Origin of the sequence: Pseudomonas sp. HPB0071 (assembly GCF_000478505.2) — a bacterium.
In the GTDB taxonomy this organism is placed as follows: domain Bacteria; phylum Pseudomonadota; class Gammaproteobacteria; order Pseudomonadales; family Pseudomonadaceae; genus Chryseomonas; species Chryseomonas luteola.
In genome coordinates, this window is record NZ_KI517368.1 from 341,233 (window position 1) to 365,785 (window position 24,553).

At 53.9% G+C, this 24,553-nt stretch carries 20 protein-coding genes and 3 pseudogenes; 10 read left to right on the top strand and 13 right to left on the bottom strand.

Annotated features, from left to right (window positions below):
* Positions 1-165: 165 nt before the first annotated feature.
* The 3 genes and pseudogenes from HMPREF1487_RS21115 to HMPREF1487_RS28525 form a co-directional block, all read left to right on the top strand.
* Positions 166-894 carry an SDR family NAD(P)-dependent oxidoreductase gene (locus HMPREF1487_RS21115; RefSeq protein WP_010798773.1) on the top strand — a complete coding sequence of 243 codons (729 nt, stop codon included), beginning with the start codon at positions 166-168 and terminating at the stop codon, positions 892-894.
* A gap of 609 nt (positions 895-1,503) precedes the next feature.
* Positions 1,504-2,274: pseudogene (locus tag HMPREF1487_RS28520) on the top strand (PAS domain-containing protein); the annotation flags it as partial.
* 117 nt (positions 2,275-2,391) lie between these two features.
* A pseudogene (locus tag HMPREF1487_RS28525) lies at positions 2,392-2,820 on the top strand (methyl-accepting chemotaxis protein); the annotation flags it as partial.
* A gap of 91 nt (positions 2,821-2,911) precedes the next feature.
* Here HMPREF1487_RS28525 and HMPREF1487_RS21125 read toward each other — a convergent pair.
* The gene (locus HMPREF1487_RS21125; RefSeq protein ID WP_010798775.1) at positions 2,912-3,589 is read right to left on the bottom strand and encodes a potassium channel family protein; all 678 of its coding nucleotides are present in this window, start codon (positions 3,587-3,589) and stop codon (positions 2,912-2,914) included.
* On the bottom strand, positions 3,579-4,913 hold the full coding sequence (locus tag HMPREF1487_RS21130; protein WP_010798776.1) for a TrkH family potassium uptake protein: 1,335 nt from the start codon (positions 4,911-4,913) through the stop codon (positions 3,579-3,581). Before HMPREF1487_RS21130 ends, HMPREF1487_RS21125 begins: the two co-directional genes overlap by 11 nt.
* Before the next feature lie 394 nt (positions 4,914-5,307).
* Between HMPREF1487_RS21130 and HMPREF1487_RS21135 the strand changes: the two genes are divergently transcribed.
* On the top strand, positions 5,308-6,453 hold the full coding sequence (locus HMPREF1487_RS21135; RefSeq protein WP_010798777.1) for a hypothetical protein: 1,146 nt from the start codon (positions 5,308-5,310) through the stop codon (positions 6,451-6,453).
* A 179-nt stretch (positions 6,454-6,632) separates the two neighbouring features.
* Here the strand turns inward: HMPREF1487_RS21135 and HMPREF1487_RS27425 are convergent, their stop codons facing one another.
* Complete coding sequence (locus HMPREF1487_RS27425) at positions 6,633-6,779, bottom strand: hypothetical protein (protein WP_010798779.1); 147 nt, start codon at positions 6,777-6,779, stop codon at positions 6,633-6,635.
* A gap of 229 nt (positions 6,780-7,008) precedes the next feature.
* On the opposite strand from HMPREF1487_RS27425, the gene HMPREF1487_RS21140 reads away from it, so the two are divergent.
* Positions 7,009-7,833, top strand: coding sequence for an HDOD domain-containing protein (locus tag HMPREF1487_RS21140; protein WP_010798780.1), 825 nt, complete (start codon positions 7,009-7,011; stop codon positions 7,831-7,833).
* 48 nt (positions 7,834-7,881) lie between these two features.
* Here HMPREF1487_RS21140 and HMPREF1487_RS21145 read toward each other — a convergent pair whose 3' ends face one another.
* From HMPREF1487_RS21145 to HMPREF1487_RS28535, 3 genes and pseudogenes are all read right to left on the bottom strand, one after another.
* Positions 7,882-8,244: a hypothetical protein gene (locus HMPREF1487_RS21145; protein ID WP_010798781.1), complete on the bottom strand. Its 363-nt coding sequence runs from the start codon at positions 8,242-8,244 to the stop codon at positions 7,882-7,884.
* 635 nt (positions 8,245-8,879) lie between these two features.
* Entirely contained in the window at positions 8,880-9,584 is a 705-nt protein-coding gene (locus HMPREF1487_RS28530; protein WP_371106402.1) for a methyl-accepting chemotaxis protein, read from the bottom strand.
* A 150-nt stretch (positions 9,585-9,734) separates the two neighbouring features.
* Positions 9,735-10,823, bottom strand: a pseudogene (locus HMPREF1487_RS28535) (cache domain-containing protein); the annotation flags it as partial.
* A 399-nt stretch (positions 10,824-11,222) separates the two neighbouring features.
* Between HMPREF1487_RS28535 and HMPREF1487_RS21155 the strand changes: the two are divergent.
* On the top strand, positions 11,223-11,453 hold the full coding sequence (locus tag HMPREF1487_RS21155; RefSeq protein ID WP_010798783.1) for a hypothetical protein: 231 nt from the start codon (positions 11,223-11,225) through the stop codon (positions 11,451-11,453).
* A gap of 44 nt (positions 11,454-11,497) precedes the next feature.
* On the opposite strand, the gene HMPREF1487_RS27430 is transcribed toward HMPREF1487_RS21155, so the two are convergent.
* From HMPREF1487_RS27430 to HMPREF1487_RS21170, 4 genes are all read right to left on the bottom strand, one after another.
* On the bottom strand, positions 11,498-11,641 hold the full coding sequence (locus HMPREF1487_RS27430; protein WP_010798784.1) for a hypothetical protein: 144 nt from the start codon (positions 11,639-11,641) through the stop codon (positions 11,498-11,500).
* A 491-nt stretch (positions 11,642-12,132) separates the two neighbouring features.
* Entirely contained in the window at positions 12,133-12,279 is a 147-nt protein-coding gene (locus HMPREF1487_RS27435; protein ID WP_010798786.1) for a hypothetical protein, read from the bottom strand.
* Between the two features lie 119 nt (positions 12,280-12,398).
* Positions 12,399-12,809: a carboxymuconolactone decarboxylase family protein gene (locus HMPREF1487_RS21165; protein ID WP_010798787.1), complete on the bottom strand. Its 411-nt coding sequence runs from the start codon at positions 12,807-12,809 to the stop codon at positions 12,399-12,401.
* Between the two features lie 32 nt (positions 12,810-12,841).
* Positions 12,842-13,210: a MerR family transcriptional regulator gene (locus tag HMPREF1487_RS21170; RefSeq protein WP_010798788.1), complete on the bottom strand. Its 369-nt coding sequence runs from the start codon at positions 13,208-13,210 to the stop codon at positions 12,842-12,844.
* Between the two features lie 97 nt (positions 13,211-13,307).
* Between HMPREF1487_RS21170 and HMPREF1487_RS26940 the strand changes: the two genes are divergently transcribed.
* Positions 13,308-13,553, top strand: coding sequence for a hypothetical protein (locus HMPREF1487_RS26940; protein WP_230382332.1), 246 nt, complete (start codon positions 13,308-13,310; stop codon positions 13,551-13,553).
* Positions 13,554-13,764: 211 nt separating this feature from the next.
* Here HMPREF1487_RS26940 and HMPREF1487_RS21175 read toward each other — a convergent pair whose 3' ends face one another.
* Positions 13,765-15,723 (bottom strand): methyl-accepting chemotaxis protein, encoded by a 1,959-nt coding sequence (locus tag HMPREF1487_RS21175; protein ID WP_010798789.1) that lies wholly within the window; start codon positions 15,721-15,723, stop codon positions 13,765-13,767.
* 287 nt (positions 15,724-16,010) lie between these two features.
* Here HMPREF1487_RS21175 and HMPREF1487_RS21180 point away from each other — a divergent pair, with 287 nt between their 5' ends.
* The gene (locus HMPREF1487_RS21180; RefSeq protein ID WP_125913066.1) at positions 16,011-16,436 is read left to right on the top strand and encodes a hypothetical protein; all 426 of its coding nucleotides are present in this window, start codon (positions 16,011-16,013) and stop codon (positions 16,434-16,436) included.
* Positions 16,437-16,591: 155 nt separating this feature from the next.
* On the opposite strand, the gene HMPREF1487_RS21185 is transcribed toward HMPREF1487_RS21180, so the two are convergent.
* On the bottom strand, positions 16,592-18,469 hold the full coding sequence (locus HMPREF1487_RS21185; protein WP_010798791.1) for a sigma-54-dependent Fis family transcriptional regulator: 1,878 nt from the start codon (positions 18,467-18,469) through the stop codon (positions 16,592-16,594).
* Positions 18,470-18,724: 255 nt separating this feature from the next.
* Here HMPREF1487_RS21185 and HMPREF1487_RS27440 point away from each other — a divergent pair, with 255 nt between their 5' ends.
* Both HMPREF1487_RS27440 and HMPREF1487_RS21190 read left to right on the top strand, forming a co-directional pair.
* A complete protein-coding gene (locus HMPREF1487_RS27440) occupies positions 18,725-18,901 on the top strand; it encodes a hypothetical protein (RefSeq protein ID WP_010798792.1) in 177 nt (58 codons plus the stop codon).
* Between the two features lie 91 nt (positions 18,902-18,992).
* Entirely contained in the window at positions 18,993-20,828 is a 1,836-nt protein-coding gene (locus tag HMPREF1487_RS21190; protein ID WP_010798793.1) for an NAD(P)/FAD-dependent oxidoreductase, read from the top strand.
* A 323-nt stretch (positions 20,829-21,151) separates the two neighbouring features.
* On the opposite strand, the gene HMPREF1487_RS27810 is transcribed toward HMPREF1487_RS21190, so the two are convergent.
* Positions 21,152-24,436 carry a hypothetical protein gene (locus HMPREF1487_RS27810; protein ID WP_010798794.1) on the bottom strand — a complete coding sequence of 1,095 codons (3,285 nt, stop codon included), beginning with the start codon at positions 24,434-24,436 and terminating at the stop codon, positions 21,152-21,154.
* Positions 24,437-24,553: the final 117 nt, after the last annotated feature.

A 24,553-nucleotide genomic window follows, 5' to 3' on the forward strand; every position in this document is an offset into this window, starting at 1 on the left:
CCTTGGTTGGATCGATATACCCTAACCAGGCCGCACGGTCAGAAACGGGTCATTGCAATGACATTTTTGTCAGAAACCGCGTGATGCATGTATGACATACCCATTTAACTAGACACCGGGTGTAGTGCTAGGCTTTCCCAACGTACTGCTCAAGGACCATCTTCAATGGAAGTGAAACCACCTGCGTATCGCCCTGGCGCCATCGTTATCGGTGCCTCCTCCGGAATGGGTGAGGCACTGGCGCGCCGTTTGGTAACAGAAGGCTGGCGGGTCGGTTTGGCTGCGCGAAGAGCTGAACGCCTTCAAGCACTCGCCCAGGAACTAGGTGATCACGCCATCATTTGCCCACTGGACCTGATGGAAATAGACGAAGCCCGGATAGCTCTGAAAGGCTTTATCCAGCAGGTAGGTCACGTTGAGCTAATAGTCATCAGTGCGGGGACAGGCCATGTCAATCCGGACCTGACTTGGCAGCTCGATGAAGAAACTATCGCTGTCAATGCACTGGGCTTTGCGGCCATGGCCCAAATAGCCATGAAGCATTTCATAGCGCAGGGACAGGGTCACCTGGTAGGAATTTCATCCATTGCCAAGCTCCGTGCCAATGGGGGCGCTACCGCCTATTGCGCCTCGAAGGCCTTCGTCTCGACATACCTGGATGGCCTGCGCGACCTGGCACGTCACCATAAACTGCCTGTGACAGTAACCGAGGCGTGTCCCGGCTTTGTCGACACCGACATGTTGAAAGCTGATAAACCCTTCTGGGTGGCCACGCCTGAAAAAGCCGCCGATTGTATATATGGCGCCATCAGGACGCGTACCAAGCACGTCTATGTCACCAGGCGCTGGGGCTTGATTGGTCGTCTGCTGCGCCTGCTGCCTTCGCCCGGTTGATGGTAGCTTTAGGCACTCGGGACGGGCACTTCTCAAGCGAGCTGTCCGTGATAACGGGTATACGGCAAGTTCATCGTATGCGTCTTCAAATACAGTGGATTGCCAAGGCGCGGCCCAATCGATGATTGCTTTATAACTGCACGGATAGCCCTTAAAGTCTGATAGGGTCAAGCCGGTTTCTTGACAGGATATCCGCTACGTATAACGGTCTATACCTCGCTGTGACTTCAATAACAGGCCATGACTCTAATTTTGCTAGAAGACGTTTATTAAAGATAAACGAAGATTAATCTTTAATAGCATTTAAAGACTTCCTCATGTCTATCTTTCCTGTTTTATATTGGCGCTTCAAAGGCGTGCCTATATGTATACCAGCGTAAGAAATAGTGACCACGCTAATGAATAAGCAGACTTGATATTTATAGGCTATCAATGCCTCCTGTCCGAAACCTTTCAATCACTAAGTGTTGTTTTTACCTGCAAAAGCGTTTCAGCACATTGGGGTGCGTTAAACATGCAACCGCCTGTCGCCACTATTAACTGGTTAACCTTAAGAAAAAAATAATAGATACGAAAAGCTATTTATCCTTACTCACCTCTGGTTTAGCCATGTTCAACTCGCATCTCAAACAAGAACTTGCTTCTCTCCGAGAAGAAAATGCCTCATTACGGCAGATTCGAGATGCTCTCGAGGCTGAAATGATGACGCTAACGCTTGATAACAACGGCATCATCCAGACCGCCAATGAACAATTTCTTCAAGCGATGGGCTATTCAAAATCAGAAATGGTAGGCCAGCCCCTCGATAAATATATTCCTCCTTACGTTAAACAGCTGGAATGCTATAAGGGCTTACAAGCCGCCATTAAACAGGGCAAACACATTAGTGGTCTTTATCGACTTTCCAAAGCGGATGGCAACCTGGTGTGGCTGCGTGCTGTATGGCAGACGCTAAAAGACCAGAATGGTAGAGCTGCGGGAGTCATCTGCCTGGCGAGTGATGTCACTGAGTCTGTGGATGTGGCCACTGAGAATGCAGGCGTTATCAATGCGTTGCGTCGTTCCACCGCCGTGATTGAGTTCAACCCAGCCGGTGAGGTGCTCAACGCAAACGATAATTTTCTCCAAGGGATCGGCTATCGGCTCGAGCAAATAAAGGGCAAGCATCACCGCATGTTTTGCGAACCGGAAGAATACAACTCCGAAGCGTACCGCGAATTCTGGCGGCGACTTAACCGGGGCGAATATGCTTCTGGCCGCTTCAAGCGTATAGACAGCATGGGCCGCGTGTTATGGCTCGAGGCGAGCTACAATCCGGTCTTTAACACCCGTAATGAGCTCTACAAGATCGTGAAATTTGCCACAGTCATCACCGAACAGGTCAATCAGCAAATGGCCGTTGCCGAGGCCGCCGATATCGCCTATCGCACCTCGCTACACACTGACGACACAGCCAACAAGGGTGCCTCGGTTATGCAGGATACGGTGAGCGTGATGCGTCAGATTGCCGATGAGATCCAGGTGGCTTCCGATGGCATCGAGGCGCTGAGCAAGCAGTCATTGCTGATCAATACAATCGTACAGACTATCAGCGGCATTGCTCAGCAGACCAACCTGCTAGCCCTTAACGCAGCCATTGAGGCAGCACGTGCCGGTGAGGCGGGCCGGGGTTTTGCTGTGGTTGCAGATGAGGTTCGTCAGTTGGCGGGGCGGACTAGCCTTGCAACGAAGGAAATTGTCGATGTGGTGCAGCAGAACCAGTCACTGGCCGAAGCCGCGGTTGCCAGTATGGCGACCAGTAAAAGCCAGACCGAACATGGCCTTGGTTTGGCAAGCGAGGCTGGCTCGGTAATCCTAGAAATTCAGGATGGTGCCAAAAAGGTGGTAAGTGCGGTAGAGCAATTTGCCAATCAGCTGGAAAGCTGATTCATAAAACGCTGAAAATGACATCCGCTCCGTAAAGCTGAGCGGATGTCAACCAATAAGGACTATCAAGAGGCTTGTATTGATACGGCCGCTAAACCTGAGCTGAAAACTTTTCCACCAGTTTGGTCGTGCCCGCTACGATCAAGAAATCACCTTCATGTATCTGTGTGTCTGCTTTGGCATACACGAAGTCTGTCTTGGGCCGCTTGAGGCCGATCACGGTCACGCCGTAGCGTGTACGAATAGCCGATTCGGCTAGCGTTTTTCCATGGGCTTCCTGTGGCGCTCCGGTTTTGGCAATGGCGAAACCATCCTCAAACTCGATGAATTCGAACATCTTGCCTGTCACCAGATGAGCCACGCGCTCTCCCATGGCGGCCTCTGGATAGACAACATGATGAGCACCGATTCGCTCAAGAATCTGTCCATGCTTTGCACTCATGGCTTTGGCCCAGATGTCTTTCACACCCAGCTCCTGAAGCGCCAGGACGGTTAGAACACTGGCCTCAAGGTCGCTACCAATGCCAACAACAGCATGTATGAATTCATCAACGCCCAACTGGCGCAAGGCTTCGATATTGGTGCTGTCGGTTTGAGCGACATGGGTCAGCCGGTCGGACCAGTTCTGGACGAGGCTTGCATCCTCATCCAGCCCTAGTACTTCATGCCCCATGTCGATTAGCGATTCGGCAACAGAGGCACCAAAGCGGCCCAGACCGATAACGACCACGCTGTCACTTCGGGTCGACGAGAACAGTTTATCCAACAATGGGGCGTTCCTCAGGATAGCGATAAGGTTTGTTTCGGCTACGCAAGGCCAGGGCAGTTGCCACGGTAATCGTCCCGACGCGGCCTACGAACATCAGGACGATGATAACGACCTGCCCTATTGGAGGAAGATCAGCCGTGATTCCCGTGGAAAGACCTACCGTGGCAAAGGCAGAAATTGTTTCGAACGCGATTTTTTCAAGAGGAAACGAGGTCACACTGATCAGAATGAGTGTTGCACTCGCGACCATAGCCGTTCCCAAAAGAACAACAACCAGTGCTTGGCGTTGCGTTTCCGAAGCGATCCGTCGGTTAAAGACTGCGGTATCCGTGTTACCCCGGATCTCTGCCCAAACCACAAAGAACAGTAAAAAGAAGGTAGTAACCTTTATACCTCCAGCGGTACCCGCGCTACCGCCCCCGATAAACATCAGGATGTAATGGATAGCCAAGGTCTCTGTGGTGAATTGCCCGACGTCTAAACTATTAAACCCAGCTGTACGCGCGGCAGCAGAATGGAAAAAGGCGGCCAACAGCTTGGCCCCTGTGTCGAGTGGACCAAGTGTGCCGGCGTTATTCCATTCATATCCCAGCATGGCTACTGTACCGATGATCAACAGGAGCGCCGAGCCCAGCAAGGTAATGCGCGTATGAACAGACCATGGCCGGTTTTTCCGGCGTATGTGCCTGAGCTCATACAGTACGGGAGAGCCGATGCCGCCTATGATCAATGCAGCAGTGATGGGAAGAATCACGATAGGGTCTGCGACGAACCCCATCAGATTATCTGAGTAAGTAGAAAACCCGGCGTTGTTGAACGCCGAAATCGCGTGGAAAATACCATTCCATGCGGCACTTCCCCACGCCTCCTGATAAGCAAAATGCAGATGGAAAGCGAGCAGTGCAGCTATCGTCAACTCGACTGTGAGCGTAACGGCCAACACCAATCGCAGCACCTCAACGACATCACCCAACCCAAGCAGGCGGGTTTCACTCTGGGCCAATAATCGGCTGCTCAGTTGCAAGCGTCGATTAACCAGAAGACCCAACAAGGTTGCACCACTCATGATGCCGATTCCGCCAATCTGGAACAGAACAAGAATGATGACCTGACCGAAGCCGCTCCAATATGTAGCAGTGTCTACGGTGACAAGACCGGTCACACAGGTTGCCGAAACCGCAGTAAACAAGGCCGTCAGAAAGGGAGCGCTCGCTTCACCGGCTCGCGCCACTGGCAACATGAGTAATGACGTGCCTATCAGTATGGTAATCAGGAAGGCCAACGGCACCAGCCGGGCGGGATGTTTTATGGTATTTCGCAGCAAGGGCCTGTTCTCGAGTCATTGTTTTGTATGCATTTACATTATGGCAAGACGCAACGATATGCGCGTCTATGAGACCACAGTGAGAAAACGGCGTCCTCAAAAACTCTTATGATTGGCAACCTAATAAATAGCCTGACTATTGTTGGCATCCTTCCAAAGCCGTTCCTATACTCAAGCTGCTTTACGCACCGGTTGGGTGCCATGTTGACTCATTTGAGTGTTGGTTAGGGAAGACCAGAATTCTTGCCTGCCCGTTCTGATGCGCTTTTACATGGCTCCCAGCCATTTGCTGATAGATACCCGCAGGCCAGACGCCTATGCAGTTGTGGGTGAGCCGTCATCAGTTGATAACGATTTCAGCGGTCTCATGACTTTGATATAGGGAGATTTTTCAATGCCTGCGCTCAAACCCCTCGCCCTTGCCGTACTGGCTACCCTCACCCTGCACGCTCATGCAGAAAACAACACGGTAGATCTTAATCAGGACGGCGAAAACAACACCTCCACGATCGAACAGAGCGGTACGTCCAATAACTTTACGCAAACGCAGACAGGGCAAAACGGTTACGGATTCATTGAGCAGTCCGGTACTGAAAACAGCGGCACGGTTTACCAAGAGGGCGTTGGCAACAGGACGCAATTTATCCAGGAAGGCGGAAGCCTCAACGTTGGGCAGATTTACCAGTCGGGCAATGAGAATACGGCTTATATCACTCAAAGTGACTACGAACATCGCGGTATGGGGTTTCGTGGCAAGGCCGATCAAGATACCGCAATCATTGAGCAAAACGGCACGGCAAACAACGCTGGCATCAACCAGACCCTATCGTCTTACAGCAATGCCTCCATACGCCAGAATGGCGACAATAACGATGCTAACAGTGAACACTACAGCTCCAACTACGGAACTCAAACGACAGTTCAGGAAGGCAGCGGTAACAGAAGTGACATCTTCCAGTCCTTCAGCGAGTACCCAATCGCCTCGGTTTATCAGTACGGTGATAACAACGATGCGCGGGTTTCTCAGCTGATCGATAACAGCGTCGCGCTTGCTACCCAGGAAGGAAATGGAAATAGCATCAGGCTGACGCAGAACAGCATCTTTGGGGAACCCTCTGCAAATAATGCTACTGCACGTGTCGATCAGTCCGGCGACCTCAATAAAGTCGATATCACGCAGGGCGGGACCTACAACGAAGTCAATGTATCGCAAACAGGTAACAGCAACGTTGTAGGCGTGGCAGGAGAGACGTCCTACGACGTGGCCCAGACAGGTAACCGCAACTTCCTGTCATCGGTTCAGGACGGAACGGGTAACGAGCTGTACTTCAACCAGAACGGCGATGACAACGAACTGTATGTATCACAGTCGGGTGATGCCAACACGATTACGGCTACGCAAACCGGCGTAGGCTATTCGGCCATTCTCTCTCAGAATGGCTCAGCCAACAGCATGAACGTAACCCAATCTTCTCAGGGCGATATAGCGACCATTAGCCAGAGCGGTACGGGTAACACTGCGACACTGACACAGCGTTAACCGCTGACGCTGGCCAGGTTCAGGCGCCTTGCGAAAGGCCTCTGAACCGGGCTCTTATCCTTAAATACAGGTTCCCACAGGGTCTACCGGCGGCGTATTGTCATCCTCCGCAGGCATCTCGTCCGGGTGAGTCTCGTCTGGAACACCGTCATCGAAATGACGATGAGGATCGTTGTCCATCAGCTGTACTCCGGGTCAGTCGGATTCTTTTGAGGAAGACGCTCATCGGGGGCATGCTCACGCTGATCATCACCGATTGGCTCATCCTGTGGTGAAGGGGTTGGATCGATTTCCGGGTCGTCCGGTGCCTTTTGGAATTCAACCATCAGTCTTCTCCTGTGCAGTGGGTGCCCTTTTTGTTGGGCAAGTCTATGGCCACTTTGTTCAGGCTGGCTGAGCGCTTAGGGTTATTGCAGCAGGGATTGAAGATAAGGATCCGCACTTTACTGGACTATTACACGTCTCCTGCCCCAGCGAGCCGACGTCTGACCCCTAGCGACTTGGCAAAGCTTTTCTATGCTTTGGAATATACCGTTCAGGCAACAAGGAGCCTTCATGAATATCGACACCCTGTTCAATGAGATTCACAACCTGCCCAGCGTGCCCAAGGTCGCCCAGGATCTCATCCAGCAATTCGATAACCCTTCCTCCAGCCTGGACAGTGTTGCGCGTAATGTAGAGCGGGATCCCGTCATTGCCGCCAAGGTATTACGCCTCGCCAATTCGGCCCGGTTCAAGGGTGCTCGTGATTCGACCAGCATCGAAGATGCCACCATGCGCCTGGGCTTCAATACGCTTCGTACGTTGGTTCTGGCGTCCGCCATGACAAGCGCGTTCAAGGTTGACTCAGGCTATAACCTGAAAGCGTTCTGGACTCACAGTTTTCGGGTAGCCAGTATCTGTCGACTCCTGGCAAAGCAGCTGGGCAAAGACCCGGACACAGCCTTTACCTGTGGCATGATGCATAACATTGGTGAGCTGCTGATTCAGGCGGGTGCGCCTGACTATGCAGCCAAGCTGAACAAGCAACCTAAAAAGGACGCTACGGGACGAGCAGCGGATGAGACCGTGCAATTGGGCTTTGGCTATCCAGAAGTAGGGGCAGAGCTGGCAAAGCGTTGGCAATTACCCAAGGTCATTCAACAAGCGATCGCTTATCAAGGTCGTCCCACCCAGGCACCTGCCGACGCGGACGATTACCCACGCATTGTGGCGCAAGCGGTAGCGATCAGCGATGTCTACGAAGCCCATGGTGCCACGCCTGAGGCACAGCAACATCTGAGCGGGCCCCTGTTCAACGGACTAGATACAGACAAGCTATTTGCTGCCTTACCCGACGTGCTTGAAGCCGACAAGGCGTTTGCCGAACTGATCGGCTGAACCCTGCCCGGCAGCCATGTGCTGCCGGGTATCACCTCAGCTTAACGGTCAGGTCGCCGGAACGACAAGATCGCCGCCGGGCCGGCGAAAGCCCAGCATGTTGCCATAACGCATGACCCCCCAGGTTTCCACGACCGGACCGGAGCGCAGCATCATGCGGACTTTGACTTCACTCTGGTAACTGGGAATGACGGTACAGGCCTTGGCCTGCTCGCCAGGAATATGGAAGGTGTTCTGTGGATCCAGAGCGGCCTGCGGGCAACGGTCAAAGCCGAAGACCGGCACTTCTGCACCATTCACCACGATCTTGAAGCCGGGGCCCATCGTGATCACAGGAGGCAGATCAGCCCATGCAAGACCACTTGTTACACCAAGGGCCACGGTTGCCGCCAACATACGGATTGCCTTCATAGACTGGCTCTCCTCTACCTATAAAGCACTACCACTTAAGACTAGAACCGCTAATCACGGAGGGGTTCCCCTAAGTCTTGTAGAGCAGGCCCAACGGTCCCGACGATACGACGCCCATGTTTCAACTGATCGTGTTACCGGTCGAAACCCAAACGCCGCCTTACGGATAAAGGCTATGCTCATCAACTAGACGCTGGATTGAGCTATAGGAGACACAGGAAAAAAGACTTTTTTCAGGAAATCTTGCATGCGTTTGATAGGCAAAGTGACGTGCAGGAAAACAAAGCGGAACGCTCTTTTTGAATAAACGAAAGGCTGAATCGGCTATGTCCATGTCTATCTGAACGCCTGGTTCAGTACCAGGAGAAAGATCGCTCAGGATCGCAGTACAGTCATTGGATAATCAGCGCTGCAATGCGTTCTATCCGACCCAAAGGTTGAGCTGTAAGACTAGCGCATTAACCAAACCGGCTGAGCTTGTGCTTTTCATGAGCTAACTATGCGCTTTATGGCTTACGCCAGCGTTCTAGCTCGTTGCTAATAGCATTTCCGCAACGCCAGCTATGGGCTCTCACATCCATACCTGGCGGGGTCAGGAGGGGCTTGCAACCATGCGTACCCCTCCTGAAGGCTGATTACGTCCGAAATCCTCCGATCAATCCATGTAGCTCCTCAGAAAGATGCTCCAGACGTGCGGCATCTGTACGAGCCGCTTGAGCCAACCGCTCTACCACCAGGGCGTCGTCATGAATGTGCGAAATATGTCGATTGATATCTTCGGCGACCTGATGCTGCTCTTCGGCAGCCGCAGATATTTGTATGTTCTGATCGCGGATATTGTCGACCGAGCAGCGGATCTGCTCAAAGCTAACCCTGGCTAATTGAATGCGCTCGACGCTGTTATGGGACATCGACAAGCTGTTTTGCATCTGTTTCGTGACTTCCTGGGTGCGTCGCGCCAGACCGCCCAAAAGCCCGTCAATCTCTCCGGTTGAATCAGACGTGCGCTTGGCTAATGCTCGAACCTCATCGGCCACTACGGCAAAGCCTCTGCCCTGCTCGCCTGCTCGAGCCGCCTCGATGGCAGCGTTTAGGGCCAGCAGGTTTGTCTGATCGGCAATCGAGCGGATTGTGTCGAGGATGGCATTAATGTTCTTGCTGTCCTGCTCAAGAACAAGCATCGCCTGGGTAGCCTGCGCGAGGTTGTCACTTAGTTGCGAAACACTTCCTGTAGCCTCGTCGATTTGTAGTTGACCATTATGTACCTCGCGAAAACCGGTATCTGCCGATACCGCGGCTTGACTACAAGAGCGCGCCACTTCGTTGGCTGTAGCAACCATCTCATTAAATGCAGTAGAAACAAGCTCTACGGCTTCGCGTTGCCGGCCTGCAGCATCGTTAATTTGATGCGCGACGCGTGCACTGTCGTGGGAGGCTTGCTGCAACCCTGTCGATGCACTGCTGACGCGCTGCACAAGCTGACGGATTGTGTCCAGGAACTGGTTGAACCAACGCGCAAGCAGGGCTGTTTCGTCCTTGCCACGAACGGTCAAACTCCGGCTTAAATCACCCTCACCCTGTGCAATGCCCTCCAGCCCATCGGCTACGCTGCGGATTGGCTTTGCGATTAAACCGGCGAAGCTGGCGCCCACCAGAGCAAAGATAATAACCAAAACCGTAGCGATCAAAGCGATCTGCCAAGTAAGGCTTGACGTCCTAGCCATCACTTCGTCGCGCTGAATCAACCCGATGAAGCGCCAGCCCAGGTCTGGCGAAGACCAGACATTTGCCATGTACTGCACACCATCAAGTTCAACTTGCTGCAGTCCGCTCGTAGCGCTCGCCAAGCGAGCGTATTCATTACCTAAGTCCTTTAGCGACTTGAAGTTATGTTCTGCATGGCTGGGGTCGACCAGTACGTTACCATTGTCTTCGATCAGCATAAGGTAGCCGCTATGACCCAACTTGATCTGCTTAACCAGGTCGGTCAGCTGCTTGAGCGACACATCCAGCCCAAGCACGCCAACTGGCCTGCCCTGAGCATCGTCTATGGTGCGTACGGTTCCCATTAGCACCACATCGTCAGGTGCCCAGTAATACGCTGATGTCCGTACCGTTTTGCCCGGATTATCCATAGCGGTCTTATACCAGGGTCGTACCCGTGGATCGTAATTGCTGAGCTTAGGATCGTCCGGCCATAGTGCATAGCCGCCATCAGCCTGCCCTACTGACAAATAGGCCGTAGCGGGATGCGTAGTGGCAAATCGAGTAAAAAGATCAAGCATTACCGCGTTGCTGCTGGGTGTTGGCAGTTGATCAGCATTGGGCTGCATATAACGTTTGAGTGGCTCTGTATTTGTCACAGCGGGCAGCTTAGCGAGATACTCAACGTTCTGGCTGATGCCGGCAAAAAATTGTTGCATAGCATTGTCGATCTGACGAATTTCACGACTACTGCTGTCAATAAAGTCGTCCTGAGCCTGGCTGCGCAGGTTCATAGCCACAACGACCACTATCAGAAGCACAGGTGTACAGGCAATGGCCGCAAATGCGCAGGTAAGTTTTTGTTTGATATTCATAACGGCCTTGCTCCAGCGAAAGCAATAGGTGGTATTTGCCAATCAAGGTGGGGCAAAGGAGTAATGAAAGAATCGATTGGTATGAAAGTTATCTGCTGGAAGCTTGATAGCTGTAGGCCTAACAACGTTTTTAAACGTGTGCAAATGCAACCTTGAGGTCAATGAGAAAACCAAGCTATCTCGAGGACAGTATCGATAATTAGAAAGATAGCTCTGCAATATTTTTAGTAGTACCCCACTAGTTCAGCCAAATCGTTTTAGTCTGTACATTTAAATATTTGGCGCCAAGGTTACCGCAGAGCGCTAATTACGCAGCGCAAATAGCATCTAACCATGACGGATTGAAATTGAAGCCTGAAAACCGTGTCTATCAACATGCATCTCTTTGAGGACGACCGTATGGATGGGCACGAAAAGTATGAAGCACTGACGGGCAAGTCGTGGACGGCAGCTGTGACAGAGTGGAATCAACTTGAGCAACGGGTACAAGAAGCAGCCACTCAATATCTCGAATGCGCAGCACCTCATCAATCGGAAGAACGGAAACAGCTCGAAACGGCCTTGAGATCACGACACAGCGAAGCGGACGCGTACTGGAAAAAGATGTGGGAAGATCTTGATCGCTGTTAGCAAAAAGCCCGGTCATATAACCGGGCTTCTATTCGAGTATTCGACTACAAGGGACGATTTACATCGTCATCATCCAAAGTATCGTCTGGCATAGCGGGATCAACCACATCGCCACCAATACCTGTATCGTCTGGTTTAAGCGGATCAGGGCTTTGCGCTGTTAGTGGAGCGTGCTCATACGTAGCCATGGTGCATCTCCTTTCTTATAAGGCCAAAGCGGCCTTATAACTTGGAGTCGTCAAACCAAGAAGTGTTCGCACCACCGTTTCCGCTCGTCTAATTAGCTGAACAATAAAAGCTCGGCATAAAACCGAGCGTTCATCTACGCAGATCAGTCCAGCAGGCTATAGGTAATCGTCGCTAAACATAAAAAGGTCAGAATCCCAATTCCCAGCGCTATAGGCATACACATCATGCCAAAGGACAGGTATTCCAGCAGCCAACCCATAATGCCAAATAAAAGAAAAAGAACAGCTGCACCTACCGCTAATGCGGTTCCTTGTCTTACCAAGAAACCACCGCCTGACCTGACCATAATGATGCCTCTGCAGGAGCAGCGATTGCTGCTGCGCAGAAATATCATGTTGTGACAGGATTCACATCAAATACTGTATTAACAATCCGACCGTTAATCTGATACCTCAAGCCTTGCATTGGCAGGACTTGAGGTAACCCTCTATCAGATGCCACCTTCTTCATCGGCCTCGTCAGGTGCCTGGTCAGGGTCCAGTGGTGCCATCTCGTCATCGTTCGCACCTACTTCATCACCCGGACCTAATGGATCAGAGCCCTGCATCCGCCATGTGTCGATTGGTTGAGTATTCATATACACCTCGAGTGAGGTCCTAAATGACCCTATCGTTGGACAGCACCTGTAGGGCTTCATTGAATCCGTGAAACGCTTTGAATCAAACGGTCTTTATGAATACCCAAGGCTTGGCGGCCTTAATGCTCTGGTTCCGCTACTGGTTGATCCAAAGTATCTAACGATGCAAAGACCTCTCGGGCTGCGAACAGTCCGTTCAATGCCGCTGGGAAGCCTGCATAGACCGCCATCTGCATGATGGTTTCAATGACTTCTTCACGCGAAACACCTACATTCAGCGCGCCCTGGATATGTACTCTGAGTTGAGGCGCTGCATTCCCCATAGCCGTGAGCGCCGCCACCACTGCAATTTCTCGACTTTTAAGGTCAAGACCGGGACGAGAGTAGATGTCTCCAAACGGAAACTCGATTAGATAGCGTGCAAAGTCCGGAGCGATGTCAGCAAGACTGGCGACGACGCGCTCGCCTATCTCACCATCGATTTCCTTTAATTTCTCAAGTCCGCGTTCATAGCGCGTTGCAGTGTTCATCAGGCGTCTCTCCATGGTAGCTAAGGGTTATGTCAGGAATGCTCCAGCGCCTGGTAGTGCTCGACCTTGGCTTGCAGGGCATCGGCAGACTTTTTCATGGCCTCGATCTGGGCAAGTACCTCCGCCAGGTGATCCTCCAGCAAGCGACGGCGCTCAGATACGGTTGAGTCTCCAACAGCACGCAACTTTGCGAAGGTCAGCATTTTTCCGATAGGCATCTGGGTGGTACGCAGCCTTAGAAGAAAACTGATCCAGGCCATGTCTGATGCTGCGTAACGCCGTTGGCCGCCAGGGGCTCGGCTAACAGGCGCAATCAACCCGATACGCTCGTAGTAGCGCAACGTGTGAGCCGTCAGACCAGTACGCTTGGCAACTTCATCTATCGTTAAATTCGAGTCCATGGGGAGGATCCTAGAGGTTAGAGTGCGCTCTAAGTCAAACACTTTTTTCCGCCCGCCGACACCTCTTCATGTTGTGCCGCAATCGTCTGGAGACCGCTTGCTACAGACGCGGCTGCCCTATTTCTCGAAGAACTTGCGGGGCCATTCACTTGAGCTGATCACGGGAGCTGTCGTAGGAGGCGCTGCCGGCCATGTTGCCGGACATCACGACAGTGCAGGTGCGGCGGCAGGATGCGCGGTTGGCCATCACGAGGCCAATAAGAAGGACAAAGCCAAAGATACCCAATCGGAACAAGAGATCCGGTGCCGCGCAGTCAGGCTCCTCTCAGGCGGCACCGGCTGATAAATAAACAAGGTCGCCATAAGAGCACTGCCGGTACAGTAACCGACAGGCAGCTGATTGTCTTTTAAAGGTAACGTCTTTGATACCCGCCTGTTGAGCCTGAACGTCTGTCTTTGACAAACGTTCAGATGACTCAAACACTAGCCGGATCGGCTGATAATGATAACCAAGCGTAGCTCAGCAAAACGAGTCAATCGATTACACGTGCGGTTTACACCAACCTGAACCGACCTACCAGCTTTTGCTGGTGCTCAGCCAGACGCGCCAGCTCTAGACTGGTTGCGGCAGTCTGCTCGGCACCTGCGCTGACTTGGATAGCCACATCGTTGATCTCCACGATGTTGCGGTTGATGTCCTCCGCTACGGCGCTTTGCTCTTCCGCAGCCGCAGCAATCTGCAGGTTTCTATCGTTAATACTGGCTACGCCCTCGGCAATCCTGGTGAGCATATCACCGGCCCGCTCGATGTTGGAGGCGCCCGCGCGAGCCTTGCCTACAGTCTCCTGCATCGATTGAGTAGCACGATCAGAGCCTGTCTGCAGGTTTGCAATCATCTGCTGAATATTGCCAGTAGACTCTTGTGTCTTTTGGGCCAGCATACGTACCTCGGAAGCCACTACCGCAAAGCCCCGACCGTGGTCGCCGGCCCGTGCCGCTTCGATGGCCGCATTGAGCGCCAGTAAATTGGTCTGGTCCGCAATGCCGCGGATCACATCAAGCACCGTGGAAATGGAGTCGCTTTCTCGCTTCAGGTCGCTGATGATGGCTGCGGTCTGATCGGCCTGCGCAGACAGTTCTCGTATGACACTGATCGTGCTTTCCACTTCACGTCGCCCCTGGCTTGTGCTCTGGTTGACCTCTTGTGACATGCTGGCGGCATCGCTGGTGCTCTGAGCCACCTCCCGCACGGTCGCGCTCATCTGGTTGATCGCAGTGACAACAAGCTCAGTACCCTGGCGCTGGCGCTCAATGCTCTTGCTGGTCTGAAGTGTGACCGCTGAAGACTCTTCCGCGGCCGTCGCAACTTGCGTGGTGGCGTTACCAATCTCTTGAATCACCTGACCCAACTCGTCAGCCATACGATTGAGGTTATGGGTAATCTCGCCAAATTCGTCCTTGCCCTTGTAATCGGATCGCGCAGTAAGATCGCGTTGCGAAAGTGCCAGCAGCGCATTGTTCACCGCTTTTACGGCAACGCTGATGTTGCGAATGATCAGGTAGGACAGCACCGAGACGACCAACAGCGCAAGCACTGCGACACCCAGCGTTGTCCACAGAACGGCTGACGCATGATGCTGCGCCTTGGCTGCCAGGGCGCCCACCTGCTGTCCCAACTCTTCCTCTACTTCACCCATCAGATCGATTCGGCTCGTCGAGGTTTTGAACCATCCTTCGGCCGACACACCCAGTGACTGACCGATCGGCGTCTCGAATGCCAGACGCTGCAGACGTGCGACCTCAAGCGCGCTGGGCTGCTGCATCTTTTCATCAAGCTTGCGCACAAGCGCCTCAGACGCGTTACGTCTGAAGGCCTCGGAGTAGGCGGAAAACTCACCCAGGTTACGGCTGAAAGCTGATAGCAAATCAGAATCGAACCGATCCTGGTTGAACACGACACCTAGCATGGCCCGCTCACGACCTGCCCGCTCCTTCATCTCGATGAATTCATTAAGCGAGGATAACGCTCGGGCAAGCGATGGCTCATTCACATTGTGCTCCAGTGAATGAGTGAATCCAATCAGCGTTTGAATGATTTTGGTAAACCGCGAGCCTGATTCACGGTTGGTGATGCCCAACGTATCGATCTGGTCACGGGTGGCTTTCAAACCATCCAATCCAGCCATGGCGTCGCGAATCTCTCTGGCACTTCCAGAAAGCGCGCGCAAGGCCGCCATAGCTTCATCCGTCTGCTGACGCATGCGAGGCAGCATATCCCGCATTGCATTTCCCTTGCTGCCCAGATAAACACCGCTTGCGCCGCGCTCACGCTGCGGCACAGTAATTAACTGACTTACCTTCTGGGCAACCGTGCTTGCTTCCACCGTTCGATTCATCTCCTGCAAGGTCTGGTAGCTATCAACCACCTTTGCCGTCGCGAGCCATAGGAAGCCGAGAAGTGGGCATATGAGAATCAGCAGAAGCTTGAAACCCAACGGGATGTTTCGGAGCACGATGTTCACCTCAGAGTCTGCTTCGATATCAATGGTACGAAGCTCAGTCGATTACCTACCGTCGTGCTTTTATGGCTGCACGTTAAGCAGGATGAGCGCAGCCAAAGGCTGCCCTTGCAAGGCATCACATTTTCTATCGGACCGATAGAAAAAATCTTTAGAAAGGATATGTGTCCAACCCCTATAACTTTCGGCTTCTGTATCGGTAGTTAGCTTGCCCGTCTGGCTCGTGCGCCATGGTCCTGCAAGAGCTTGTATTGATGATCGGGTAAAACGATATGCTCCGCATGGCCGCCGACGAGATAACTGACCTGTTTCCCTGGAGTAAACCGCCGACGATGTCGAAAGCCAGGAAAGTACTGTTGCTGCTCATGATTGTGGGCGCTGCCCTGGGTTATCTCGGGCTTCGTGCCGCTTCAACTCCGCGCGAGGCTCAAGCGGGAAATACTGATGCCGCTCAGCGGCAGCAGCAACTGATTCATGCCCTGGTCTCAAACAAGAAAAGCCCTATCAAGGAAGCCCGCTGGGTTACACCGTCCCTGCTCCAGGTAAGTGTTGTCGATGATCATACCTTGCAGTTCCGGCTGGCCGAATCCGTTTGCCTGAGTGCCAAACAGTACGGTACGCCCGCAAAGCTTGTCAGAGTGGTGGATGCAACAAAAATGAGGCAAGGTGGAGAGCTGGTAGAGCTTGGGCAGGCCGCTTGTCAGTAGATAACCTCGTAAAGGTCGTATAGACGAGAAAGCCAACTCTCAAGCGTGCCCCGATCATCACAATCGGGACACGGCGAATCTGGAATGCTGAGCCGTTTAATGTAGCCATTAATCGGCCTGGTGCCTTCCGGTTGATGTGAGAGATGCCACCTTAATTAGCGGTTGATCAGCCCGTGTTTACGGAGCTTGCGGTACAACGTATTGCGACTGATACCGAGCCGCTCAGCCACATGCCCCCGATGCCAGTGCTCAGCCTGCAAGGCTGCAACCAGGGCATCACGCTCCGCTGTCCCCAAAGGGTTACATGCATTTTCTGCAGGTGTCTCCAGCGGCAGCACGGCTGCCACATCCCTGAGCCCGATCCAGCATCCTTCGCTCAAGGCTACAAGCGTTCTCAACAGGTTTCTCAGCTGACGAATATTGCCGGGCCATGGCTGCGCCAGTAGCGCCTGCCTGGCTGCCGATTCCACTCGAATTTCTTTGCCACGAGCCTCTTCTCGGAGCAGATGATCGATCAGCTCAGCCTTGTCGCTTCGTTCTCGCAAAGGCGTCAGGGTGACTTGCAGGCCAGTCAGGCGGTAATAGAGATCTTCCCGAAACTGACCCGCCGCCACCAGCGCCTTGAGGTCTCGATGGCTGGCACTGATCAGGCGAATATCAAGCGGCTGTGGTACGGTACTTCCCAACGGAACGACATGACGCTCCTCTAGAACACGCAGCAGCCGGGTTTGAAGGGCAAGCGGCATATCGCCAATTTCATCAAGGAACAGGACGCCGCCATTGGCATGCTGGAGCTTGCCTGCCATGCCCTCTTTACGTGCACCGGTAAATGTTCCGCCGCAATAACCAAACAGCTCGCTCTCGATCAGCGCCTCGGGAATGGCCGCACAGTTGAGTGCGATAAATGGCTTGCCTGCACGTGAACTGGCACGGTGCAGCGCAGTAGCGAAAGCCTCCTTGCCAGTCCCGGTCTCCCCATAGAGAAGAACCGGCACATCATGCTCCAACACCTTGAGCGCCCGATCGAACGCCGCATGTAGTGCATGATCGGCGAGACATAGCCCCTCGATCTTTGCGCGGCGAACCGGCGGAGGCGTTACAACCGTACGCAGCTGTATGCCCCGTACCTGAGCATGAAGCAGCACGCCGCCCAAAGTGCATATCGACCAATAGGTACTGGGTTGTGGCTGCGCATAGGCCAGGAGTTCATCGAGTCTGATGTCAAGCACGCCCTCCAGCGACTGACCCAGTAACGCCTCACGGCGGGAGGCCAGTAGGTTCAGGGCCGGCTCGTTAACTGCGGTAATCCGGCCCCCTCCATCGAATGCCAGGAGCCCCTCGCTAAGCAGACCGAGAAACTCGGGCTGGGTATGGAAGCGCAGCAGGTAGTCCTGCTTACAATGCTGCAGGAAAAAGCCATTTTCGATCAGTTTTGCCGAAAGTGTCGTGAGCGCCATCGTATGAAACTGGCTCTGCCGCGATTGCTGCTCGCGAACCGTAGAAACATTGAGTACCGCCTGGAGATTTCCGGCCGGATCAAAGACGGGCATCGCCGAGCAAGTCAAACCCGTATGGCGACTGCGAAAGTGTTCCTCCCGAAAAATCGTGATGGGTTGGCGCTCAACCAGACAGGTACCCACCCCGTTGGTCCCCTCGATATCTTCGTTCCATACCGCACCAAGCCACAGGCCAGCACGCTCGAGCAGAACTTGCTCTGCCTCATGGAAGACGCTTTCAATCACCACGCCCTGGGCATCGGTCAACAAGATCGTGTGTCCTGCCCCGCCCAGCTGCTGGTAAAGGGTGTTCATCTGCCCACGGGCCAAGCCAAGGAGGTTACACAGCGGCTCTCGGTGATCAACCAGGCGCGGCTGCTCTATGACGCAAGGTGCCTGGGGACTGGCAGGATCCAGCTGGTAGTGCTCAAGGCAGCGCTGCCAGGAGCGTACGACAACCGGGTCTGTAGAGCCTGAAGGCAAGCTGGGTGGTGCTTTTGAAAAAGGAGGTATTGAAGTATGAGGCCTTTGGGACATTCTTGTTGTTCTCCCTATGCAGGCGGCAAGGTGCAATGTCTAGTGTAGGTCATTCAAGCCTCCAAGGCTGGTAGGCCAGAAGCGGTACAAAATGTCACCCCCTTAGGCCATGATCGATACGCGGGCTGGCCTGGGATAGCTACAACCGTATCGGCAACACCACAGCAGGTAAGCGTTTTCCAAACCTGGCCCTATCCTTGCTCCACTCTCCTATGTATTCCCCTGCACAACAACAACGATCAGGAGAGTCCATTCATGCGTTACGCCTTTTTCTGCACCAGGAACGTTTGCGCCCTGCCATACGGTACGCCAAGGCCATCCATTATCGATTCAAGGGAGCAGCACGCTACGCCCGCCGAACAATCCCTCCTACGCCAGCGTGCCTGGTACCGGGAAGCCCTGACCCTCTTGCCCGTTGCACGGCCTAACTAACCCCGTCACGACAGACCTGTTTGAGCCGACGCGGACTTGCCGACCCGGGGCGGGCTGCGCACAACAACAATTAGTCCGGGAGGAGACACCTATGAATATTCATGTTGATCCTACAGCCGCATCTCAAGCGCAATCCCCGACAGCCCAGCTCTCCAATTGGGTAGAGCGCTTCGGCAACCGCCTTGCTGCACGAGACATCGATGGCACACTTGAGCTGTTTGCCGATGACTGCCACTGGCGTGATCTGGTGCTGTTCAGCTGGAACCTGATTACGCTGGAGGGCAAAAACGCGATTCGTGAAATGCTTGAGGAGCGCCTCGAACAGACCCAACCTGATCACTGGACACTGGAGGGCGAGGCGACTCTAACCGACGGTGTACTCGAAGGCTGGATCCGTCTGGAAACAGACGTTGCCCGTGGTAAAGGTTATGTGCGACTCAAAGACGGGCTGTGCTGGACACTCCTCACCACCATGCGTGAACTCAAAGGGTTCGAGGAGCCTTCCGGGCGGCGTCGCCCCATGGGTGCAACGCATGGACATGGTCATACCGACAAGCGCAACTGGCTGGAAAAACGCCGTGACGAGGAGGCGGCACTGGGTATCACCGAACAACCCTATTGCCTGATCATCGGAGGTGGGCAAGGCGGTCTGGGGCTTGCCGCACGGCTCAAGCGCCTTGGCGTTCCTACCTTGATCGTTGACAAGGCTGAACGACCGGGTGATCAATGGCGTGGTCGCTACAAGTCGCTTTGCCTGCATGATCCCGTCTGGTACGACCACATGCCCTACCTGCCTTTTCCTGATCACTGGCCCGTCTTTACGCCCAAAGATCAGATCGGCGACTGGCTGGAGATGTATTCCAAAGTCATGGAGCTCAATTACTGGGCAAAGACCGAATGCGTCAAAGCCTCTTATGACGAGACTGCGCGGCAATGGACCGTAGAGGTGGTACGTGACGGCAAACCGATTACGCTTAAACCTACCCAGCTGATTCTCGCAACCGGTATGTCGGGTGTACCCAATGTTCCCGTTTACCCCGGCGCTGAGACGTTTGCCGGGCAGCAGTATCATTCTAGCCAACACCCAGGAGGCGATGCCTGGCGTGGCAAACGGGCAGTCGTTATCGGAGCCAACAACTCGGCCCACGACATTTGCGCCGATCTTGTGGAAAACGGTGCGGACGTCACCATGGTGCAGCGCTCCAGCACCCATATCGTACGCTCCGATTCGTTGATGGAAATCGTCTTCGGCCCCCTCTACTCCGAAGATGCTCTTGAGCAGGGAATTACGGCAGACAAGGCCGACATGCTGTTCGCTTCCCTGCCCTACCGTGTGCTGCCTGAATTTCATCGCAAGGCCTTCGACCGTGTTAAGGAACGAGACAGGGACTTCTATGAGCGGTTAAGCGCAGCCGGTTTCATGTTGGACTTCGGGGACGATGAGTCCGGCCTCTTCCTCAAATATGTTCGCCGCGGCTCAGGCTATTACATTGATGTTGGGGCGTCGGAGCTCATCGCCAATGGCACTATCAAGCTCAAGAGCGGGAAAGGACTGGGCGTCGATCATATCGAGCCAGACGCCGTAGTCCTGACCGATGGTAGCCGATTACCGGCTGATCTTATCGTCTATGCCACCGGCTACGGCTCGATGAATGGATGGGCCGCCAAGCTGATCTCACAGGAAGTGGCTGACAAAGTAGGCCGATGCTGGGGGCTTGGGTCAGGTACCACCAAGGACCCAGGCCCATACGAGGGAGAGCTGCGTAATATGTGGAAGCCTACCCAGCAAGACAACCTCTGGTTCCATGGGGGCAATCTCCATCAGTCCCGACATTATTCTCTGTATTTGGCTCTCCAACTCAAGGCACGCTTCGAGGGGCTGAATACCTCGGTCTACAAACTTGCGCCAAGCTACCACAAGGGCTGATCGGCTTGCGCCAATCGTTCAACATTGCGGTCTTGCATGCCTTCTCCAGGCGATGTGCAAGACCGTCTCACGATACGCCGGATATCCGTAAGGCGCTTGAAAATCCAGATCAATGCAGGTGTCCCTGTCATGCTCTTGACTAGCAGCTTGTCCGGACTGGTCGGTACCACTTATATAGGGGTAGATGATTAGGCCGCAGGGCATAACGCCGCTACAGGCGGGCGTCAAGTAAGACAGGCAGCAAGACGGGCCTTTCCCTGGCCCGCCTTGCTGTTTTGCTATGAGTCGCAGCTCAGTCCTTGATTCGATTCATCGCTATTCGCTTACGCCAGTTGTGTATCGAGGTTGGCACCATCCCCCTTGTAATCTTCATGCTCGACGTCGTCGAAACCGGGCGACGGCAAATGCCCTCCGTCTGCAAAGAACTCATATTCCTCTTCACGGTACTCGAAGATACTGAGATCTTCCGGTGCGTCACGCTGGCCGTAGTTATACATGTACTCATCCAGAAACTCGAAGCGCTGTTTGCCATCGGCGGTGAGCAGGTTCTGATCATTCAGATCGTTGATCAGGCTTTGCAAATCTTCGCGATGAGCATCCATGCGGTTGTTGTGCTTGATGTCCTCGACGATCAGGAAGGGCGTCAGCGCCACCGTCAATGCTGCGCCAACCCATAGCAGCGGCCCCGCCAGGGCACGAACGGCGTTGGCTCCCATGACCGCGGCCATTTGTGCGCCGCCACCGGCAAAGTTGAAGGCGCCCGCAGCAACAGTAATAGCACCCTGCGCCACAGCGACCTTGTCGTTGCTGTTAAGACCTGACTTGATCTTCAAGCCACCCAGCACAATGTCAGCGACCCCGGTGAAGGTATTAGCGCCTGCATCCATGACCCGCAGGAATGCCGAAACGCCACGGCTGGTAGGGGTGCTGCCCTTGAGCCCCGGATTTTTGGCAAAGCCGTCACGGAAGCCTTCGTTCAGCGTTGTCCATTGCTCCGGCGTCAGATCCATTTTTGCTGCCAGCTTTTGCTGATCGGGAACAGGGGCCGCATCAATCGCTGCGTTGAAGCCTTCATAGATCTTTTTCAAATCACCTTCCACAAGGCTCAGGTTTCTGCCAGAACCTTCCGGTACATCCTTACCAAAGATCTGCGGCAAGGACTTGTCCAACCCCATCATCTGGTTGATCTTGGTCCCCCAGATGCTATCGACGATATTACTGCCCAGGTTCACGAAGTGCTGCCCTGCGCCCAAGACACTGACAAAGTCTTTTGCAATCGCCAGGCGCTCCTCTGGAGTATCCGCCAGCGTGCCGCCCTTGCCTGCAATCTGGTAGATCCCGGAAGCCAGGGAAATCAGACCACCTGCAGACCCCAACGCACCGTTGCTGTTGAGCTCGGTAATGGTCTTGAGCATGCTGCCATGGGCGCCCTCACCCAAGGTCTTGTAGACGTCTTTGCTCATAACCTTGTTGATGTCATCCGCCGTCACGACCCCGTTCTTGCTAAAGGTCGCCCCCAATTCCTTGAGTGCTTCGCCAAATGCTTTTGCAGTCTGCTTGTTACCCAGGAACTCCTGTACGAAGCGCTCGGTTTCCACAGTGCGCCGCGAGATGTCGATACCGCCTTTTTTCAGTGCGGTCAGGAGCGTCTTGATGGTGTCCTGGGTAGCTAGAACTGTGTTTTCGTCGTTGATTCCCGAGGGATCGGCCAGCAGCTTGTCGAGATCAATTGTCGTGGCGTCGATCATCATGTGCTGGGAAAACTGCGCAGCCTTGTCCGGGTCGAAGGCCGCCAGCGAAGCATAGGTCTTGCCGATGTCAGCCTCCGCCAGTTCATCCTTGCCATTCTTCTTGAGTTCGGCAATATAACGCGAGTACTCCTCGGAGAAGGCCATGGTCTCGAGTTTTTCGCGCACCGCGTCCTTGTTCGGCAGTGCGTCCAGGGCCTTACTTTGTTGAGCCTGGAAATCCTTCTGTACGCTTTCCGAGCCGAAGAGCTTGCCGACCTGTTCGTCCACCTTGGCCTTATCAATGATGGAAGACAGGTCTTTACCGCTCACCTTGGCTGTACCCTGCCCCATCGACATGTCCAGCACGACCATGTCCAACCCGTTCTCGCTGGCGCTCTGAGCACGCAAGGCGTTATAGAGCTTGGCGCGGTCATCGTCCTTGGCAATGCTGCCGTTGTCGATTCCCTTTTTCCAATCGGCGAGCAGGTTCTGCCACGTCAGTTCGCTCACGGTAAGTTTGCGGTTCTTGTCCGCTGGATCAGTTGTGGTGGTTTCCAGGTTGGCGACATCCGTTTCGGTATCCGGTGGCAGGCCTGCACTTTCGCGTGCAAAATCGATTTTCCCCTCTTCGGTAAGCTCTGGCCCCTTGAGATTGGAGAAACCGTACTTGCCAAAATCCTGAAGTCGGCCGGCTTCAGTGCCATTTTCTGCTTCGCCGTCCTTGGTGATGCCATTGATCTTGCCATCGCCAATATCACTACCAGAAAGAACCTTGCCTTCACCGTCGTAGCGCTCGATGTGTTCGAGCACCTGTGAAGCCCGGTAGGCTGCATCGGCATCTTTTTCAAAATCGCCGACTCGCTCCTTGAGCATATCCTTGATGCCACTCTGGTTTCCCAGGTTCTTGAGTAGCGGATCGCTGTCGATAATATCCTGGGCCGAGCGCTTATCGTTCGGAGGCAGCTCCCATACGATGCCCAGCTTCTCAGCCTGCTCACGGGCCTGCTTGTCACCCGCTACCGCTGCAGGGTCCTTGAGCTCACCTTTCAGGCTAGAAAAGCCGTACTTACCAAAATCCTGCAGCCGACCGGCTTCAGTGCCGTGCTTCGCCTCACCACTCTTGGTAAAGCCGTTGATACTGCCATTGCCCACGTCTTTTCCGGCAATCTTCTCACCAGAGGCGTCCAACGTTTCTACATGCTCCAACACTTGTGCAGCCCGGTAAGCCGCATCGGCGTCCTTTTCAAAATCACCTACCTGCTCCTTGAGCATATCTTTCACGTTGCTCTGGTTGCCCAGGTTCTTGAGCAAGGGATTGGAATCAATAATGTCTTGCGCGGAGCGATCATCACCTTCCGGCCGCTCCCAGCGGATACCCAGCGCTTCTGCCTGCTCGCGAGCCTTATCGTTATTACCAGCTAAAGAGACCTGATGGAGCTCGCCCTTCAAAAAAGAGAACCCATACTTGCCAAAGTCTTGTAGGCGGCCAGCTTCAGTACCGTGCTTTGCATCGCCCCCTTTGGTGAATCCATCGATTCGATCATTATCGACATTGCTGTCACCGATGATGCGATTGCCGTTTTCATCGATCTTCACTACGTGCTCAAGCACCTGGACAGCCCGGTATGCGGCGTCAGCGTCCTTCTCGAAATCGCCCACCCGCTCCTTGAGTTTGTCCTTCACCCCGCTCTGGTTGCCCAGATGTTTGAGTAGCGGACTGTCGTCGATGATTTCCTGCGCCGAACGCGTATCGTCCTTAGGGCGTTCCCAACGGATGCCGACCTCCTTGGCATCTTCCACTGCCTGATTCCAGGCTTTGTCTGACTCCGAGCCTGCCGGCGAGTTGGCATCGTTATTACTTACAGCCTTGACGGTCATTGCCTATTCCTTCTTGTGGTGGACCAGACAAGTCAGTGACTACATGAGCTTACGTAAACAGGCCGCAAAACTCCCTACTGGTTAGACTGGGCATGGATGAGGTATGGCTATAGGGTT

Coding starts and splice junctions, on each gene's coding strand:
- HMPREF1487_RS21180 (WP_125913066.1), top strand. CDS start 16,011: ATGGCCGCCGACGAGATAACTGACCTGTTTCCCTGGAGTAAACCGCCG.
- HMPREF1487_RS27810 (WP_010798794.1), bottom strand. CDS start 24,436: ATGACCGTCAAGGCTGTAAGTAATAACGATGCCAACTCGCCGGCAGGC.
- HMPREF1487_RS21135 (WP_010798777.1), top strand. CDS start 5,308: ATGCCTGCGCTCAAACCCCTCGCCCTTGCCGTACTGGCTACCCTCACC.
- HMPREF1487_RS28530 (WP_371106402.1), bottom strand. CDS start 9,584: ATGGTTGCTACAGCCAACGAAGTGGCGCGCTCTTGTAGTCAAGCCGCG.
- HMPREF1487_RS21185 (WP_010798791.1), bottom strand. CDS start 18,469: ATGTCCCAAAGGCCTCATACTTCAATACCTCCTTTTTCAAAAGCACCA.
- HMPREF1487_RS27435 (WP_010798786.1), bottom strand. CDS start 12,279: ATGAATACTCAACCAATCGACACATGGCGGATGCAGGGCTCTGATCCA.
- HMPREF1487_RS21165 (WP_010798787.1), bottom strand. CDS start 12,809: ATGAACACTGCAACGCGCTATGAACGCGGACTTGAGAAATTAAAGGAA.
- HMPREF1487_RS21115 (WP_010798773.1), top strand. CDS start 166: ATGGAAGTGAAACCACCTGCGTATCGCCCTGGCGCCATCGTTATCGGT.
- HMPREF1487_RS27425 (WP_010798779.1), bottom strand. CDS start 6,779: ATGGTTGAATTCCAAAAGGCACCGGACGACCCGGAAATCGATCCAACC.
- HMPREF1487_RS21190 (WP_010798793.1), top strand. CDS start 18,993: ATGAATATTCATGTTGATCCTACAGCCGCATCTCAAGCGCAATCCCCG.
- HMPREF1487_RS21145 (WP_010798781.1), bottom strand. CDS start 8,244: ATGAAGGCAATCCGTATGTTGGCGGCAACCGTGGCCCTTGGTGTAACA.
- HMPREF1487_RS21170 (WP_010798788.1), bottom strand. CDS start 13,210: ATGGACTCGAATTTAACGATAGATGAAGTTGCCAAGCGTACTGGTCTG.
- HMPREF1487_RS27430 (WP_010798784.1), bottom strand. CDS start 11,641: ATGGCTACGTATGAGCACGCTCCACTAACAGCGCAAAGCCCTGATCCG.
- HMPREF1487_RS21140 (WP_010798780.1), top strand. CDS start 7,009: ATGAATATCGACACCCTGTTCAATGAGATTCACAACCTGCCCAGCGTG.
- HMPREF1487_RS21155 (WP_010798783.1), top strand. CDS start 11,223: ATGGATGGGCACGAAAAGTATGAAGCACTGACGGGCAAGTCGTGGACG.
- HMPREF1487_RS27440 (WP_010798792.1), top strand. CDS start 18,725: ATGCGTTACGCCTTTTTCTGCACCAGGAACGTTTGCGCCCTGCCATAC.